We start from the raw sequence: 17372 nt of genomic DNA on the forward strand, positions 1-17372 counted from the left end.
CCTAGTAGTCGCGGCCCGCGCCAGCGGCGGGGGCCGCGGTGAACAAGCGGGGCTCGGTCAGCGACCGCCTCGCGTACGCCGTCCGCACGGCCGCGCGCACGTCCGCGACCCGGTCCGCGTGGACGAGCGCGATGGCCGAGCCGCCGAAGCCGCCGCCGGTCATCCTCGCACCGAGGGCGCCCGCCTCAAGCGCCGCGTCCACCGCGACGTCCAGCTCCAGGCAGGACACGCGGTAGTCGTCGCGGAGGCTGGTGTGCGACGCGGTCAGGTGCGGGCCGATCCGCCCGAGCCCGCCCGCGCGCAGCAGGGCGACGGTGTCCAGCACGCGCTGGTTCTCGGTGATCACGTGCCGTGCCTGGGGGACCAGGTCGTCGGGCAGGCGGTCGAGGTCGGCCAGGGTCGCGTCGCGCAGGGCGGGGACGCCCAGCGCGGCGGCGGCGCGTTCGCAGGCGGCGCGGCGCTCGCCGTAGGCGGAGTCGGCCAGGGAGTGCTTGGCCCGGGTGTCGACCACGAGCACCGCCAGACCGGCCGCGGCGGCGTCGAAGGGCACCTGCTCGCCCGCGCCGGAGCGCACGTCGAGGAACAGCGCGTGCCCGGCGACGCAGCGCAGCGACGCGGTCTGGTCGAGCAGGCCGGTCGGCGCGCCGACGAAGTCGTTCTCCGAGCGCTGCACCCAGCGGGCGACCTCGTCCAGGGTGGGGCCGTCGTGGGCGCCGGGGGCGCGGTCGGCCATGCCGAGCAGCGCCAGCGCGACCGCGCACTGCAGGGCGTGCGAGGAGGACAGGCCCGCACCGGTCGGCACGTCGCCCGCGATCACCAGGTCCGCGCCGCCGAGGACGCCCTCGCCGCGCAGCGACCAGGCGACGCCGCTGGGGAACGCGGCCCACCCGCTCACCCGGCCCGGTTCGAGGTCGGCCACGGCGACCGGCTCGGCGGCGCGGGGCACGCCGTCATCGCCGACCGTGGTGACGGCGAGCACGCCGTCGGCGCGCGGGGCGGCCGCGACGGCGCAGCGGAACGGCAGCGCGAACGGCAGGACGTAGCCGTCGTTGTAGTCGGTGTGCTCGCCGATGAGGTTCACCCGCCCGGGCGCGGACCACACCCCGTGCGGGTCGCGGCCGTGGCGGTGGCGGAACGCGGTGGCAGCGCGGTCTGCCTGGGTGGCGCTGACGCCATCCAGGTCGGCGGCGCGACTCACCTCGGCAGCGCCAGCACGGCGTGCAGGACGGCGGGGGAGAAGCTGCCGCCCACACCCACGTCGCCGGTGACCTCGATGCTGGTCGTGTCGCCCCGGGTCGCGCCGACGCTGACCGTGTGGCCCGGGATGATGCCCGCGCGCTTGAGGTCGGACATCAGCTCGGAGTCGGGCTGGATGTGCTCGGCGATGCGGCGCACCTCGACCCGGCCGCCGCCGCGGCGGGCGACCTCGTCGATGCGCATGAGGCCCGCCTCCACCGGCGGGGCGGGGTCGCCCTCGCCCAGCTCGTCGAGGCCGGGGATCGGGTTGCCGTACGGGGACGTGGTGGGGTGGCCGAGCAGCTTGACCAGCTTGCGCTCGACGGCCTCGCTCATCACGTGCTCCCAGCGGCACGCCTCGGCGTGGACCTGCTCCCACTCCAGGCCGATCACGTCGACCAGCAGGCGCTCGGCGAGGCGGTGCTTGCGCATGACCGCGATGGCGAGGGACCGGCCGTGGTCGGTGAGCTCCAGGTGCCGGTCACCGGCGACGATGACCAGGCCGTCACGCTCCATGCGGCCCACCGTCTGGCTGACCGTCGGGCCGCTCTGGCCCAGGCGTTCGGCGATGCGGGCACGCAGGGGGACGACGCCCTCCTCTTCCAGCTCGTAGATGGTCCGGAGGTACATCTCGGTGGTGTCGATGAGCTCGTTCACGGCCGCGTTCCCCTTCGTCCCCTTACATCTTAATCGTTGACAGAACCGACCCGGCCCCGGCTCGGGCAGGATGGTGCGCGTGAGCGCACCCCTGGTGACCCCGGCCGAACTCGTGTCCCTGCTGGACGGTCCACTGGCACCCGTCCTGCTCGATGTGCGCTGGCGGCTGGGCGGGCCGCCCGGTCGCCCGGAGTACCTGGCTGGCCACCTGCCCGGGGCGGCCTACCTCGATCTGGACACCGAACTGGCCGCCCCGCCCGGGCCCGGCGGCCGCCACCCGCTGCCCGAGCCCGCGGTGCTCGAACGCGCGCTGCGGGCCGCGGGCGTGCGCGCTGACCACCCGGTCGTCGTCTACGACACCGACAATGCCATGGCGGCGGCCCGCGCGTGGTGGCTGCTGCGCTGGGCGGGCCACGACCGGGTCGCCGTCCTCGACGGCGGCTACGCGGCGTGGACCGCCGCCGGACTCCCCGGCAGCGTGGGCGAGGAGAGCCCGGAGCCCGGCGACCTGACCGTCCGCCCCGGCGGCATGCCCGTGCTCGACGCCGACGAGGCCGCCGCGCTGGCCCGCGACGGCGTCCTGCTGGACGCCCGCGCCCCCGAGCGCTACCGGGGCGACGTCGAGCCGATCGATCCGCGCGCGGGCCACATCCCGGGCGCGCTCAACGCGCCCTTCACCGCGAACACCGACGCGGACGGCCGCTGGCGCCCGCCCGCCGAACTGGCCGAGCGGTACACCGCGCTGGGAGTGACAGCGGGCACGCCCGTCGGGGCGTACTGCGGCTCCGGGGTCTCGGCCGCGTCGGTCGTCCTGGCCCTGGAGGCGGCGGGAATCACCAGCCCGACGGCGCCTGCCGCGCTCTACGCGGGCTCCTGGTCGCACTGGTGCGTCGACCCCGACCGCCCGGTCGCCACCGGGTCCGAGCCGTAGCGACGGACACGGACTAGAGCCGCGAAGGCTCCAGCGCGGCGAGCAGTCGCGCGCGGGCGGCCGCCTCGTCGGCGTCGCGCGCCGGGTGCCACGGGCAGGCGATGTCGACGGCGACCACGCGGCCGGTGTCCAGCACCCGCCGCACCGCGCGCACGACCCGGTCGCCGGACGGCCCGCCGGGGGCCGGGAACTTCATGCCGGTCAGCTCGTCGGCGTCGACCACGTCGAGGTCCACGTGCAGCACGAGCGGGCCGTCCGGGAGCACGTCCTGGGCGACGTCGTCGACCTCGACGCGGGTGACGCCGCCCGTGCGCAGGAAGTCCGCCTCGGCGGGGTCGAGGTCGCGGGCGTCGACCAGGAGCGCGCGCTCCTCGGCCAGCGGCAGCAGGCCCAGCGGCGCGGTGACCGCTTCGGCGCCCATGGCCAGGCGCAGGGCCATGCCGCCGAGGTAGCCCGAGGTCGAGCTGCTCATCGTGTGCAGGTCGCCGTGCGCGTCGAACCAGACGACCGCGGGGTCCAGCCCGGCGCGCTGCGTGCCCGCGAGGGTGCCGAGCGCGACCAGGCAGTCGCCGGAGACGACGGTCGGGACGCCGCCGGAGCCGATGCGCCCGGCCACCGTGTCCGCCACCGCGGAGTGCAGCGCGACCAGCCGGGGCCAGAGTTCGCCGTCGGGCAGGTCCGGCGCGACCGTCTCGCCGGTGACGGGGAGGCTGTCGGCGGGCAGGCGTTCGTCGTGGTGGAACGGCACGATGATCGGGGTCACGAGGCCAGCGTAGGAGCCGATCGCCGGTCAGGGCCTATGGTTTTCCCATGGGTGACCGCGCCGCCGTTGTCTGGGACTCCGCTCTGCTCGGCTACGACCTGGGCGGCGATCACCCGTTCAACCCCATCCGCCTGGAACTCACCATGCGGCTGGCGCGCTCCCTCGGCCTGCTGGACGACGTCATCACGCTGGCGCCCGAGCCCGCCGACGACCCGGACCTGGCCCGCGCGCACGACATGTCCTACGTCGACGCCGTCCGCCAGGCCCCCACCGTCGGGTGGGACGTCGGGCACGGGCTCGGCACCCCCGACAACCCGGTGTTCGACCGGATGCACGCCGCGTCCGCGCTCGTCGTCGGCGGGACGCTGCTCGCCGCGCGGGTGATCGCCGAGGGGACCGCCGACCGCGCCGTCAGCATCGCGGGCGGCCTCCACCACGCCATGCGCGACCACGCGGCCGGGTTCTGCGTCTACAACGACTGCTCCGTCGCCATCTCCTGGTTGCTGGACAACGGCTTCGAGCGCATCGCCTACATCGATGTCGACGTGCACCACGGCGACGGCGTGCAGGCCGCCTTCTACGACGACCCGCGCGTGCTCACCGTGTCCCTGCACCAGCACCCGGCGACGCTGTGGCCGGGCACCGGCTCGGTGACCGAGCTGGGCGCGGGCGCCGCGCAGGGGACGTCGGTCAACATCCCGCTGCCGCCGGGCACCCGGGACCCGGCCTGGCAGCGGGCCTTCCACGCCGTCGTGCCGTCCCTGCTCGGCGCGTTCCGGCCGCAGGTGCTGGTCACCCAGTGCGGAGTGGACACCCACGCCGAGGACCCGCTGGCGGACCTGTCGCTGTCCGTCGACGGCCACCGCGCCACCTACCTGGCGCTGCGCGACCTCGCCGAGCGGTACGCGGGCGGCAAGTGGCTGGCCACCGGCGGCGGGGGCTACCAGCTGCTGCGCGTCGTCCCCCGGTCGTGGACCCATCTGGTCGCCGCCGTCCTCGACCGCGACGTCGACCCCAGCACGCGCGTGCCCACGGAGTGGCTGACCACAGTGCGCAAGGTCGCCCCGCGCGCTGACCTCCCGCTCACCATGTCCGACGGCGCCGACGCGACCTTCGACGCGTGGAGCGGGGGCATGAGCGACCCGGTGGACGCGGTGATCCGCGACGTCCGGCACGCGATCTTCCCCCTGCACGGCCTCGACCCGGACGACCCGCGCGACTGAGGAGGTGCCCGTGGACCCGTTCGACTACCCGCGCCGCTGGGAAGCCGATGTGGTGCTGTCCGACGGCGGCACCGTGCACCTGCGCCCCATCGTGCCCACCGACGCCGACGCGCTGCGCGCCTTCCACGGGCGGCTCTCCGAGCGCACCCGCTACTTCCGCTACTTCGGCCCGTACCCGCGCATCCCCGACAAGGACCTGCGCCGCTTCAGCACGGTCGACCACCACGACCGGGTCGCGTTCATCGCCCTGCTCGGCGACGACATCATCGCCGTCGGCCGCTACGAGCGGCTCAACGGCCAGGACTCCGCCGAGGTCGCCTTCGTCGTCGAGGACGCCCACCAGGGCCGGGGGCTCGGCTCGATCCTGCTGGAGCACCTCGCCGCCGCGGCGCGCGAGCGCGGGCTGGCCAAGTTCGAGGCCGAGGTGCTGGCCGAGAACGCCCAGATGGTGCGGGTGTTCCGGGACGCGGGCTACCAGGTCAGCCGGGAGTTCGACGAGGGCGTGCTGCACCTGGAGTTCGCCATCGACCCGACCGAGGCCGCCGTCGCCGTGGCCAGGGCGCGCGAGCAGGCCGCGGAGGCGCGCAGCGTCCACAACCTGCTGCACCCGAGGTCGGTCGCGGTGATCGGCGCGTCGACCGACCCGACCAAGATCGGGTACGCGGTGTTCTCCAACCTGCTGGCCGCCGACTTCGCCGGTCCGGTGTTCCCGGTCAACGCCGAGCACCCGTCCGTGCGCGGTGTGCGGGCCTATCCGTCGGTGCTCGACATCCCCGACCCGGTTGACCTCGCCGTCGTCGCCATCCCGGCGTCGGGGGTGGACGAGGTGCTGGACGCCTGCCTGGCCAAGGGCGTGACGAACCTCGTCGTGGTGACGTCGGGTTTCGGCGAGACCGGCCCGGACGGACGCGGCGCCGAGCGCAGGATGGTGGGGGCGGCCCGCGCGCACGGCATGCGCGTGGTCGGCCCGAACGCCCTCGGCGTGGTCAACCTCGACCCGACCGTCCGTCTCAACGCGACACTCGCGCCCACGCTGCCCGGCCCCGGCCGCACCGGCTTCTTCTGCCAGTCCGGCGCGCTGGGCACCGCGATCCTCGCCGACGCCGCCGCGCGCGGGCTGGGGCTGTCGACCTTCGTCAGCGCGGGCAACCGGGCCGACGTGTCCGGCAACGACCTGCTGCAGTACTGGGAGACCGACGCCAACACCGACGTCGTGCTGCTGTACCTGGAGTCCTTCGGCAACCCGCGCAAGTTCGCCCGGCTGGCCCGGCGGCTCGGGCGGCGCAAGCCGATCGTGGCGGTCAAGTCCGGCCGCAACACCGTGCTGCCCGCGCTGGCCGCGACCGGCGTCGCGGTGGACGAGGCGAGCGTGCAGGCGCTGTTCGAGCAGGCGGGCGTCATCCGGGTCGAGTCGATCGCGCAGCTGTTCGACACCGCCCTGCTGCTGGCCCACCAGCCGCTTCCCGCAGGCGAGCGGGTGGCGGTCGTCGGCAACTCCTCGGCCATCGGCGTGCTGGCCGCCGACGCCGCGCTCGCCCAGGGGCTGACCCTGGCCGACGACCCGGTCGACGTCGGCGCGCAGGCCGGGCCGGACGTCTTCGCCGACGCCGTCGCCCGCACGCTGCGCCGCCCGGACGTCGACGCGCTGGTCGTGGTCTTCGTGCCGCCGCTGACGATCCCCGGCACTGCCTACGCCCGCGCGCTGCGCGAGGCCGCGGCCGAGGTCGAGGAGACCAAGCCGATCGTGTCGACGTTCCTGGCCGCCGAGGGCATCCCGGCGTCGCTGGCCGTGCCCGGCCCGGACGGCGCGCCCGGCAAGGGCTCCATCCCGAGCTATCCCAGCCCGGAGCGGGCCGTGCTGGCGCTGGCCCGGGCGACGAACTACGCGCGCTGGCGCTCGACGCCGCGCGGCCACCTCGTGCGGCCCGAGGGCCTCGACCAGCCCGCGGCGGCGTCCATCGTCACCGCGGCCCTGTCGGCGTCGGACGGCGCGGAGGTGGAGCTGGCCGACGCCCAGGTGATCGCCCTGCTGGCGGCGTACGGCATCCCGGTCATGCCGTTCCGGGTCGTCGCCGACGCCTCCTCGGCCGTCGCCGCGGCGGCCGCGCTGGGGCTTCCGGTGGTGATGAAGACGGCGAGCAGGCAGTTCCGCAGGCGCAGCGACCTCGTCGGCGTCCGGCTCGACCTGACCACAGAGGACGGCATCCGCAACGCGTACGCCGAACTCCGGCAGGTGTCCGGTGTGGACGAGGTGTACGTGCAGCGCATGGCCCCCAAGGGGATCTCCTGCACCATCGGGCTGCAGGACGACCCGTCGTTCGGCACGCTGGTGTCCTTCGGCCTCGCCGGTCTCATCAGCGACCTGCTCGGCGACCGCGCCTACCGCGCCCTCCCGCTCACCGACACCGACGCCGAGGCCATCGTCCGCGCGCCCAAGGCAGCCCCGCTGCTGGCGGGCTACGGCGGCGGGGAGCCCGCCGACCTGGCCGCCCTGTCCGACCTCGTGCTGCGGGTGGCCGCGCTGGCCGAGGACGTCCCCGAGGTCCGCGAGCTCGCCCTCGAGCCGGTGCTGGCCTCCTCGGCAGGCGCGTTCGTGACCGGGGGCCGGGTCACCGTCGGCCCGCCGCCGTCCCGGCACGACACCGGTCCCCGCAGGTTGCGCGCCCCCGGCGAGTAGGCCCTGGCCTGCTGACTTCGCTAGTTGTAGTCTGAGGTGCCCGACCGCGACCCCCGGGAGTCCTCAGTGGACGTGGAGATCATCGGCAGGGTGCTCAGCACCCTGCCCGTCGGCGACGACCACCCCTACCGCAGCGGGCCGTGGCGGCCGCAGACGGTCGAGCGCGCGGCCGTCGACCTGCCGGTCGTCGGCGAGATCCCGGCCGACCTCGACGGCGTCTACCTGCGCAACACCGAGAACCCCGTGCACCCGGCCATCAGCGACTACCACCCGTTCGACGGGGACGCGATGGTCCATCTGGTCGGCTTCCGGGACGGCAAGGCGTTCTACCGCAACCGCTTCGTGCGCACCGACGGGTTCCGCGCCGAGCAGGAGGCCGGGCGCTCGCTGTGGGCGGGCGTCGCCGAGAGGCCGGAGGTGGCCTTGCGCCCGGACGGGTGGGGCGCGCGCGGGCGGATGAAGGACGCGTCCAGCACCGACATCGTCGTGCACGCCGGGGTGGCGCTGACCAGCTTCTACCAGTGCGGCGAGCTCTACCGGCTCGACCCGCTCACCCTCGACGACCTCGGCAAGTCCACTTGGCACGGTGACTTCCCGGCCCGCGGCGTGTCCGCGCACCCCAAGGTCATCCCCGACACCGGCGAGATGTTGTTCTTCAGCTACGGCAAGGACGAGCCCTACCTGCACTACGGCGTCATCGACGCCGACGACCGGCTCGTGCACCACACCCCGGTCGAGCTGCCCGGCCCGCGCCTGCCGCACGACATGGCCTACACCGAGAACTACGCCATCCTCAACGACTGCCCGCTGTTCTGGGACCCGCAGGCCCTGGCCGCGGGCCGCCACGTCGCCCGCTTCCACCCGGACCTGCCCCTGCGCCTGGGCGTCGTCCCGCGCCGGGGCACGCGGGTGCGCTGGTTCGAGGCCGCGCCGACCTACGTCCTGCACTGGGTCAACGCCTACGAGGAGGGCGACGAGATCGTCCTGGACGGGTTCTTCCAGGGCGACCCGGAGGCCCGGGGCGGCACTTTCCCCGGCGACCGGCGCTATGCCCGCGTGTTCCGCATGTTGTCGCTGGATGGGATGCAGACCCGGCTGCACCGGTGGCGGCTGAACCTCGCCACCGGCACAGTGAGGGAAGAACGGCTCAGCGAGTCGATCACCGAGTTCGGTATGATCAACCCCGGCTGCGCGGGTCGGTCGTACCGCTACGCCTACGCCTCGACCGGCGCGCCCGGCTGGTTCCTGTTCGACGGCCTGGTCCGCCACGACGTGCGCACCGGCGCCGAGGACCGGTACCGCTACGGCCCTGGGGTGTTCGGCAGCGAGACGGCCGTCGCGCCTCGGGTCGGGGCCAGCGACGAGGACGACGGATACCTGATCACGATGACCACGGACATGACGGCCGACCGCTCGGAATGCCTGGTGTTCGACGCCGCGCGCGTCGGCGACGGCCCGATCGCCAGGGTGGCGCTGCCCGAGCGCGTCAGCAGCGGCACGCACAGCACGTGGGCGGCGGGGGCGACGCTGCCCGGGTGGCGCGCCACGGACGACCCGCTAGGGGCGTCATGATCCATCCGCCGGATGAGCCGACCCGGCTGGGCGCCGGTGGCGACAACGCCATCGCGTGGGCCATCGGCGTCACCGCGGACGAATGGACGCTGCTGATCCTGCGCTACGCCCTCACCGACGGCCTCACCCGGTTCCACCAGTGGCAGGAGCTGCTGCCGATCTCGACCGCCGTGCTCACCGCGCGGCTGCGCCGCATCTGCGAGGTCGGGATCTTCGACATGGTCCCCTACGCCGACAAGCCGCTGCGCCACGAGTACCGGCTCACCCCGCGCGGGATGTCGCTGTGGCCGATGATGGCCACGATCTGCGCCTGGGAGGGCGGCTGGGCGCACGGGCAGGCCGAGCCCGTCCCGGTCATGGTCCACCACCGCTGCGGGCGCGCCTTCGACCCGCTGATGGCCTGCTCGACCTGCGGGGAGACCGTCGAGCCGCGCGAGGTCACCGGCGAGTTCGGCCCCAGCGGGTCGTGGCCGAGGTCCGCGCCCAACACCACCCTGCGGCGGCGCTCCAGCGGCTCGTCGACCCTGGGCCCCGGGTTCTTCCCGCACACCCGCGTGCTCGTCGGCAACCGCTGGTCCGCGGCGATGATGGGCGCTGCCTACCTCGGCGCGCACCGGTTCTCCGAGTTCCAGCGGCGCCTGGGCGCGCCCGCCACCGTCATCGCCGACCGCCTGCGCCGGTTCCAGGCCATCGGCGTGCTGCGGACGGTCGACGGCGAGAACCGGCCCGACCGCTCGGAGTACCGGCTCACCGACAAGGGGCGCGCGTTCTTCCCGGTCGTGATGACGGCGATCGAGTGGGGCCAGCGCTGGTTCATCGCCCCGGAGGGGCCCGCGGTGATCTTCCGCCACCGCGGCTCGGAGCACCCGTTCTCGGTGCTGCTGCGCTGCTCGGAGTGCGGGGGAGTGCTCGCTGGCCGGGAGATCTCGGTCGTCCCGCGCGCCGCCGTGCAACCCCGGCACGGTGCCATTCCGTCCTGAGTCCATGACCCGACGTATCGGCATCCTCGTCGGGACCGCCCTGCTCGCGTTGGCGACGGCCTGCGCAGAACCGCAGTCCGCGCCGGAGCAGGCGCCGGTCCCACCCGCCCAGTCAGCGCCCGCGGACGACCCGGCCGACCAGTCCGGCCGCATCCCGCCTGCGGGCTCGACACCGGTCCCGGACGCGCAGCTGGAGACCGCGGCGCTGCCCGAGGGGTACCCGGTCGAGGTGTGGACCGCCGACGGCGGCGCCACGCTCGGCCTCGGCGCCCAGGAGGGCGGCTGCGGCAAGGCCAGCGCGGAGGTGACGGAGCAGACCGCGGAGAAGGTGGCGGTCACCATCGTCGAGACCACGCCCGCGAAGGCCGAGGTCTGCACGATGGACATCCGGTATGTGACGGTGACCGCCGAGCTCAAGGAGCCGCTGGGCGAGCGCGAGGTCGTCATCACCACCGAGCAGCGCAAGTCCTAGTCCCCCGTTGACCCGTGCCCCTGGTCGGACTGCCCCGCCGACCAGGGGCACCGCCTTGTCCGGGGTCCGAAAACTGAGGATTCGTCCCGACCTGCAACGCGCCGCGGTCCGACTACCGTCCTCTGGTTATGAAGCGTTCCCTTATCCCCGCTGTCCTGCTGGTCCTGCTGACCGCGACCGCGTGCGGCGAGCGGCAGGCGGGCGGCACCCCGGAGATCCCGGTGGGCGAGGGCTCGCCGTCGCTCACGATGCCGACCAAGCCCACGCCCACGGTCGCCCCGCCCAGCGGCTCCGCCGACCCGACGCGCCCGGCGCTCACCAGCGGCCCGTCCGGCGTCGTGGCGCCTCCCGGCTACACCGTCCTCCCGCCTGACCAGGTGGAGAACAAGACGACGCCCTCCGACCTCCACGAGGACGACCGCGTCTGGGTGTCCGAGGACGGCCGCACGCTGCAGCTGTTCGCGGTCGCGCCGACCCCGTGCACGCCCATGGAGGCGAAGGTCGTCTCGACCGACGGCGCCAAGGTGACGCTGGCCCTCGGTCCGATGGCCCAGCCGCAGGGCGGGCCCGAGGGTCAGGCGTGCGCCCAGGTGGTCACGCCGGTGCCCGTCGCGGTGTCCCTCGCGGACGCGCTGGGGGACCGCGTGGTTGTCCTGACGACCGGTTCGTGAAACGTGACCCTGGTCACCGCACTGGTGACCGGGTCGCCCCGTGAAGTGTCCGTCCCGCCGATCTCCCCGCCCCCGTCGACTCCGGCCGAGCCGAAGTCAGCGGGGGCGGACTTATGCCAGGTCAGTGCGGTGAAACGCCTTCGCGTCTCCTGGCGGACGATCTCCCGCCGATGCTTAACGCACGCTGAGTAACCGATCTTCACCCGGTCGCGCGCTGTGACCTGCGCAAATTGAGCCAGGTCACAGATTGTTTGCCTTATCGATTGCGCATGGTTAGCGTCTCGACGTTCGTCACGGTTCGGTCACGAGCGTGTGGCATGTCGGTTCCCCCGCCGCGTGTCGCCTGGGATCCCCCGCCCGGAGCCCGTCCGGACCTCCCCGAGACGGAAGGCACTCCCCAATGCCCATCGAGGGCCATAGCCAGAACGCCCCCGTGCAGCGCACGGAGGGCAAACACCGCAAGAAGTCCACGTTCCCCAAGGGCCACTTGGCGGCCACGGCCGTCGCGGCGGGCCTCGCCGTCGCAGTCGGGACCCCGCTGCTGTCCGCTCCGGCGGCCTCGCAGCCCGACTCGACAGTCAGCGAAGTCCTCCGCATGGCCTTCACGACCGAGCCCGCCGCGGCAGAGGTCCGCTCGTACCCCCAGCGCGTCCAGACGGCCGCCGCCGAGCTGGCCCAGGTGAAGCGGGCCGAGGCGGCCCGCGAGCGCCAGCGCAAGGCGCTGGCGGCCGAGAAGGAGCGCATCGCCGAGGCCAAGCGCAAGAAGGCCGAGGAGGCCAAGGCGCGCGAGGCCGCGGAGCGCAAGAAGGTCGCCGAGCGCAAGAAGGCGGCCGAGCGGAAGAAGGCAGCGACCACGGCCAAGGCGCGCGCGTGGGTCAAGCCCACCGTCGGCCGGTTCACCTCCGGCTTCGGCGCCCGCTGGGGCACCACCCACTACGGCGTCGACATCGCCAACAGCATCGGCACGCCGATCCGGTCCGCCGCGGCGGGCAGGGTCATCGACGCGGGCCCGGCCAGCGGCTTCGGCCTGTGGGTGCGCGTCCAGCACAACGACGGCACCGTGACCGTGTACGGCCACGTGAACGAGATCCTGGTCAGCAACGGCGCGAAGGTCGCCGCGGGCCAGCAGATCGCCACCATGGGCAACCGCGGCCAGTCGACCGGTCCGCACCTGCACTTCGAGGTGTGGGCGGACGGCAGCCGCAAGATCAACCCGGTTCCGTGGATGGCCGCCCGCGGGGCGCCGCTCACGTAAGCACCGACGGACAAGGGCCCGCTCACCCGGTGAGCGGGCCCTTTCCCGTCAGCGCTTGAAGGAGATCTGCAGGGTCGGCTGGGCGGTCCCGGCGAAGAAGTCGTTGCCCTTGTCGTCGACCACGACGAACGCGGGGAAGTCCTCGACCTCGATCCGCCAGACGGCCTCCATGCCCAGCTCCGCGTACTCCAGGACGTCGACCTTCTTGATGCAGTCCTGCGCCAGCCGGGCCGCGGGGCCGCCGATGGAGCCCAGGTAGAACCCGCCGTGCCGCTGGCAGGAGTCGGTGACCTGCTTCGAGCGGTTGCCCTTGGCGAGCATCACCATCGAGCCGCCCGCGGCCTGGAACTGCTCGACGTAGGAGTCCATGCGGCCCGCGGTGGTGGGCCCGAACGAGCCGGAGGCGTAGCCGTCGGGGGTCTTGGCCGGGCCCGCGTAGTAGACCGGGTGGTCGCGCAGGTACTGCGGCATCGGCTCGCCCGCGTCCAGCCGCTCCTTGATCTTGGCGTGCGCGATGTCGCGCGCCACCACCAGCGGCCCGGACAGCGACAGCCGCGTCTTGACCGGCAGCCGCGACAGCGTCGCCCGGATCTCGTCCATGGGGCGGGTGAGGTCGATGCGCACGACCTCGTCGGACAGGTCCTCGCCCTGGACGTCGGGCAGGAAGCGGGCCGGGTCGCGCTCGAGCTGCTCGAGGAAGACGCCGTCCGGGGTGATCCTGGCCTTGGCCTGCCGGTCGGCCGAGCAGCTCACCGCGATCCCGACCGGGCAGGACGCGCCGTGCCGGGGCAGGCGGATGACGCGCACGTCGTGGCAGAAGTACTTGCCGCCGAACTGCGCGCCGATGCCGAACTCGCGGGTCATCGCCAGCACCTGCTGCTCCAGGTCGAGGTCCCGGAAGCCGTGGCCGAGCGCGGAGCCCTCGGTCGGCAGGGTGTCGAGGTAGCGGGCGGAGGCCAGCTTGGCCACCTTCAGGTTCTGCTCGGCGGATAGGCCGCCGACCACGATCGCCAGGTGGTAGGGCGGGCACGCGGCAGTGCCGAGGCCGCGCAGCTTCTCGTCGAGGAAGGCGGCGAGGCGCTTCGGGTTCAGGACGGCCTTCGTCTCCTGGTAGAGGAAGGTCTTGTTGGCGGACCCACCGCCCTTGGCCATGAAGAGGAACTCGTAGACGGGGTCGGTGCCCGGCTTGGTGTGGATGTCGATCTGCGCTGGCAGGTTCGTCCCGGTGTTCTTCTCGTCCCAGAAGGTGACGGGCGCCATCTGCGAGTAGCGGAGGTTGAGCTCCTGGTAGGCCTCGAACACGCCCTGCGCGATCGCCTGCTCGTCGCCGCCCCCGGTGAGGACGCTCTCGGTCCGCTTGCCCATGACGATCGCGGTCCCGGTGTCCTGGCACATGGGCAGCACGCCGCCTGCGGCGATGCAGGCGTTGCGGAGCAGGTCCATCGCTACGAACCGGTCGTTCCCGCTGGCCTCGGGGTCGTCGACGATGGCGCGCAGCTGGGCGAGGTGGGAGGTGCGGAGCAGGTGCTGGATGTCCTTGATCGCCTCTTTGGCGAGGGCGGTGAGCGCTGCGGGCTCGATCTCGAGGAATCGCCGACCCGCCGCCTCGACCACCCTGACCCCGTCCGGGCTGACCAACCGGTACTCGGTGGCGGTGTCCGGGCCGAGGGGGAGGACGTCGGTGTAGTCGAAACTCGTCGTGGTGGTCACGGTGCAGCGGCTCCCTTGCGCGCGTCCGGGGAATGCCCCTGAACGTACCGCCTACGGCAGGCGGGGAAGACGCCGTCTCCCTGTGATTCCCGACCCCGGACGGTTCCCGTCCGCTGCCGTGGAACGGCCGGGCGAATCGGACCCCGGAAAGTCGGAAGGCCGGGGCGGCCCCCGGCCGCCCCGACCTCCCGCCGCAGCGAGGCCGAGCCCGCAGGCCCTCCTCGCGAAGTCGATTGGTAGACAGTGCCGGTGATGGCGGTCACATGTCAACGCGTCTATATGAGTGACGTAGCTGAGCGGGGGGAGGTTGCCTCGGGGGACGGAATTTCTTCCCTGGCGGCGGTCTGACGTTGGTGCTGAGGGGTGGGGCCAGCCTCGCGCCCTGTCGGGGTGCTCCGGACTGGCTCGGATTGGTCACCTCGGGGTCGGGGCGTGTCGCTTCGCCCCTGCACTCTCTGCTTACCCGGAGTCATTTTATAGTTGCCCTGCGTGAGTTGGGTGCACAGAGGTCGGGGCCGGTCGTGCTCGACCGGCCCCGAGTGTCATGTGACGCGCTTCGCGAGTTGATTTGTGGGTCCGATGGGGTGGACCCGCATTCGCGGGGCCCCTAAGCGAAGCGTCGCGGGCGCGGAGAAGCGGCGGAGCGGGCAAGCCGTCCGCGCCCGAGCGAGGGTAGCGACGCTTCGCTCCCCACGAATGCGGGTCCACCCCATCGGACAGGGGCGTCGCGCGTGTTGCGGTTCGTGGGTGGTTGCGCTGCTTCAAACCCGGATTGGGTGCGGTGTTGTCTAGCCCAATCTTGGGTGTGGTTGCTCTGCGCTCGGCACTCGGCGGGTCGGTGTTGTCTGGCTAGCTGGCGTAGGCGCGGAGTTTTTCGGCTCGCTCGCCCTGGCGCAGCTTGCTCATGACCTCGCGCTCGATCTGGCGGACTCGTTCGCGGGAGAGGCCGAAGCGCTTGCCGATTTGGTCGAGGGTGCGGGGTTGGCCGTCGTCGAGGCCGTAGCGGAGGCGGATGACGGACTGCTCGCGGTCGTCGAGGGTGCCCAGGACGCGGCGCATGTCCTCCTGGAGGAGGCCGGAGATCACGACGGTCTCGGCGTCGGTGGCCTCGCCGTCCTCGATGAAGTCGCCGAGGGGGGCGTCCTCCTCGGTGCCGACGGGCATGTCCAGGCTCACCGGGTCGCGGGCGTGGTCGAGGAGGTCGGCGACCTTCTCCGGGGCGATGCCCGCCTCACGCGCCAGTTCCTCCGTCGTCGCGTCGCGGCCGAGCTGCTGGTGCAGGTCGCGCTTGATGCGCGCCAGCTTGTTCACCTGCTCGACGAGGTGGACGGGGAGGCGGATGGTGCGGCCCTGGTCGGCCATGCCCCTGGTGATGGCCTGGCGGATCCACCACGTGGCGTACGTGGAGAACTTGAACCCCTTGGTGTAGTCGAACTTCTCCACCGCGCGGATCAGGCCGAGGTTGCCCTCCTGGATCAGGTCCAGCAGCGGCATGCCGCGGCCGGTGTAGCGCTTGGCCAGCGACACCACCAGCCGCAGGTTGGCCTCCAGCAGGTGGTTCTTCGCCCGGTGGCCGTCGCGGACCAGGGCGCGCAGCTCGCCGCGGCGGTCGTCCGCGAGCTCCGGGGCGGTGTCGAGCATGTGCTGCGCGAAGACCCCCGCCTCGATGCGCTTGGCCAGCTCGACCTCCTCCTCGGCACTGAGCAGCGCGGTCCGGCCGATCCCGTTCAGGTAGACGCGGACCAGGTCGGCTGCCGGGCCCTGCGCGTCCAGGTCCGCCGCCTCGTAGGCCACTTCCGGCTCGCGCTGGTGCGGGATCGTCATGGTGCTCCTCCCCCTGTCGCGGTGGTTCTGTCTCTCCCAACGTGCGCGGGTGGCATTTCGTTCCCGCCCACACTGTGATGACGGTCCCCGTGACCTGGGGGTTGTTCAGCTTTAACTGAGGTTTCGCTGAGAAATCCGCGACCGTCCACCCGGGACAGGGGAAACCGGTCAAACCTCCACGATGACCGTGAAGGGACCGTCGTTGACGCTCTCCACGGACATCATCGCGCCGAACCGGCCGGTCTCCACCCGCGCGCCCCGGGAGCGCAGCTCGGCGACGACCGCGTCCACCAACGGCTCGGCCTGCTCGGGCCGGGCGGCCTCCGTCCAGGACGGCCTGCGGCCCTTCCGGGTCGCGCCGTAGAGGGTGAACTGGCTGACGACCAACAGCGGCGCGCCGATGCTGGCGCACGACTCCTCGTCCCGCAGGACGCGCAGCTCGTGCAGTTTGCGGGCCATGGTCTCGACCTTGTCCGGCCCATCATCGACATGCACGCCCAGCAATACGAGCAGCCCCGGCTCATCGATGCGGCCCACGACCGACCCGTCGACGACAACAGATGCCCGGGTCACCCGGGCGGCAACGGCCCTCACCGGGGCATGATCACACGCGGGCGACCAGGTGGAAGTAACGGGCGGTCAGCACGTACGGCTGACGCGTGGACAGCGCCAGCTCCAGCTCCTCCACCTCGGCGGTCAGCTCCTCCGCGGGGAGGTACCCGGCGACGCAGCTCACGCCGTAGTGGGCGATGACGTCGGCGCCCACGGCCGCCAGGTCCGCCCGGACGTCGTCGGCGGTGCACGCGTCCGCGTCGACCTCGGCCAGCGCGCGGGCGATGTCGTGGCGCTTGAGCGCGGCGTAGAGGGGCGCGGCCGCCGGGTTGGGGGCGAGCACGGAGAGCAACCCGCCCTCACGCACCGGAGCGGCCAGCGCCCGCAGCAGGGCCATGCGGTCGTCGGCGAAGTGCACGAGGTTGTGGCAGAGGGCGACGTCGAAGTCGTGCTCACCGAACAGCTCGGGGGCGTCCTCGGCGGCGGCCTGGACGATGTGCACGCGGTCGGACACGCCCTGTTCCTCGGCGCGGGCCTTCGCCGAGCACAGCATCGCGCCCGCCGGGTCGAGCACGGTGACCTCGTGGCCCGCCAGCGCCAGCCGGACCGCCTCGCTGCCGCCGCCACCGGCCACGTCGAGGACCCGCTGCGGGCCGGACACGTGCCGCAGCAGGTTGGCCTCGGTCACCCGGTGGCGCAACCGGCCAGCCGGGGTGTCCGGGCGCGGGGGCAGCGCCCGCGGTCGGGTCTCGACCATGTCGAGCGTCATTCCTCGTTTCTACCGGTGCCCCTGGATTTCCCCATACATCTCTACCCGGATGGCCCAACTGCCATGCCGAGGTGGCACCA

At 73.1% G+C, this 17372-nt stretch carries 15 protein-coding genes; 8 read left to right on the forward strand and 7 right to left on the reverse strand.

The features are described 5' to 3' along the window. Position 1 precedes the first annotated feature (1 nt). Positions 2-1198: a galactokinase gene (gene galK, locus Actkin_RS08320; RefSeq protein ID WP_258906583.1), complete on the reverse strand. Its 1197-nt coding sequence runs from the start codon at positions 1196-1198 to the stop codon at positions 2-4. Further along, positions 1195-1893, reverse strand: coding sequence for an iron-dependent transcriptional repressor DtxR (locus Actkin_RS08325; protein ID WP_189213251.1), 699 nt, complete (start codon positions 1891-1893; stop codon positions 1195-1197). The genes galK and Actkin_RS08325 overlap by 4 nt, the downstream gene beginning before the upstream one ends. A gap of 79 nt (positions 1894-1972) precedes the next feature. On the opposite strand from Actkin_RS08325, the gene Actkin_RS08330 reads away from it, so the two are divergent. After that, positions 1973-2824, forward strand: coding sequence for a sulfurtransferase (locus tag Actkin_RS08330; RefSeq protein ID WP_258906584.1), 852 nt, complete (start codon positions 1973-1975; stop codon positions 2822-2824). A gap of 13 nt (positions 2825-2837) precedes the next feature. Here the strand turns inward: Actkin_RS08330 and Actkin_RS08335 are convergent, their stop codons facing one another. Further along, on the reverse strand, positions 2838-3587 hold the full coding sequence (locus tag Actkin_RS08335) for an arginase family protein (RefSeq protein WP_229787463.1): 750 nt from the start codon (positions 3585-3587) through the stop codon (positions 2838-2840). A gap of 47 nt (positions 3588-3634) precedes the next feature. On the opposite strand from Actkin_RS08335, the gene Actkin_RS08340 reads away from it, so the two are divergent. The 7 genes from Actkin_RS08340 (at position 3635) to Actkin_RS08370 (ending at position 12437) form a co-directional block, all read left to right on the forward strand. After that, on the forward strand, positions 3635-4810 hold the full coding sequence (locus Actkin_RS08340; protein WP_258906585.1) for an acetoin utilization protein AcuC: 1176 nt from the start codon (positions 3635-3637) through the stop codon (positions 4808-4810). Positions 4811-4820: 10 nt separating this feature from the next. Continuing rightward, positions 4821-7487 carry a bifunctional acetate--CoA ligase family protein/GNAT family N-acetyltransferase gene (locus tag Actkin_RS08345; RefSeq protein WP_258906586.1) on the forward strand — a complete coding sequence of 889 codons (2667 nt, stop codon included), beginning with the start codon at positions 4821-4823 and terminating at the stop codon, positions 7485-7487. A 36-nt stretch (positions 7488-7523) separates the two neighbouring features. Further along, positions 7524-9059, forward strand: a complete 1536-nt coding sequence (locus Actkin_RS08350) for a carotenoid oxygenase family protein (protein WP_258906587.1) — start codon at positions 7524-7526, stop codon at positions 9057-9059. After that, positions 9056-10039 (forward strand): winged helix-turn-helix transcriptional regulator, encoded by a 984-nt coding sequence (locus Actkin_RS08355; protein ID WP_258906588.1) that lies wholly within the window; start codon positions 9056-9058, stop codon positions 10037-10039. The genes Actkin_RS08350 and Actkin_RS08355 overlap by 4 nt, the downstream gene beginning before the upstream one ends. 4 nt (positions 10040-10043) lie before the next feature. Continuing rightward, positions 10044-10511 (forward strand): hypothetical protein, encoded by a 468-nt coding sequence (locus tag Actkin_RS08360; RefSeq protein ID WP_189213246.1) that lies wholly within the window; start codon positions 10044-10046, stop codon positions 10509-10511. A gap of 128 nt (positions 10512-10639) precedes the next feature. After that, entirely contained in the window at positions 10640-11182 is a 543-nt protein-coding gene (locus Actkin_RS08365) for a hypothetical protein (RefSeq protein WP_189213245.1), read from the forward strand. A 433-nt stretch (positions 11183-11615) separates the two neighbouring features. Further along, the gene (locus Actkin_RS08370) at positions 11616-12437 is read left to right on the forward strand and encodes a M23 family metallopeptidase (protein WP_229787459.1); all 822 of its coding nucleotides are present in this window, start codon (positions 11616-11618) and stop codon (positions 12435-12437) included. Positions 12438-12485: 48 nt separating this feature from the next. Here Actkin_RS08370 and Actkin_RS08375 read toward each other — a convergent pair whose 3' ends face one another. From Actkin_RS08375 to Actkin_RS08390, 4 genes are all read right to left on the reverse strand, one after another. After that, positions 12486-14147, reverse strand: a complete 1662-nt coding sequence (locus Actkin_RS08375) for a fumarate hydratase (protein WP_189213243.1) — start codon at positions 14145-14147, stop codon at positions 12486-12488. A gap of 849 nt (positions 14148-14996) precedes the next feature. Continuing rightward, positions 14997-15971 (reverse strand): sigma-70 family RNA polymerase sigma factor, encoded by a 975-nt coding sequence (locus Actkin_RS08380; RefSeq protein WP_189213242.1) that lies wholly within the window; start codon positions 15969-15971, stop codon positions 14997-14999. A 168-nt stretch (positions 15972-16139) separates the two neighbouring features. Next, positions 16140-16565, reverse strand: a complete 426-nt coding sequence (dtd, locus tag Actkin_RS08385; RefSeq protein ID WP_258906591.1) for a D-aminoacyl-tRNA deacylase — start codon at positions 16563-16565, stop codon at positions 16140-16142. A gap of 10 nt (positions 16566-16575) precedes the next feature. Next, a complete protein-coding gene (locus Actkin_RS08390) occupies positions 16576-17292 on the reverse strand; it encodes a methyltransferase domain-containing protein (protein ID WP_189213240.1) in 717 nt (238 codons plus the stop codon). Positions 17293-17372: the final 80 nt, after the last annotated feature.

Source organism: Actinokineospora sp. UTMC 2448, from assembly GCF_024760565.1.
GTDB classification, from domain to species: Bacteria; Actinomycetota; Actinomycetes; order Mycobacteriales; family Pseudonocardiaceae; genus Actinokineospora; species Actinokineospora fastidiosa.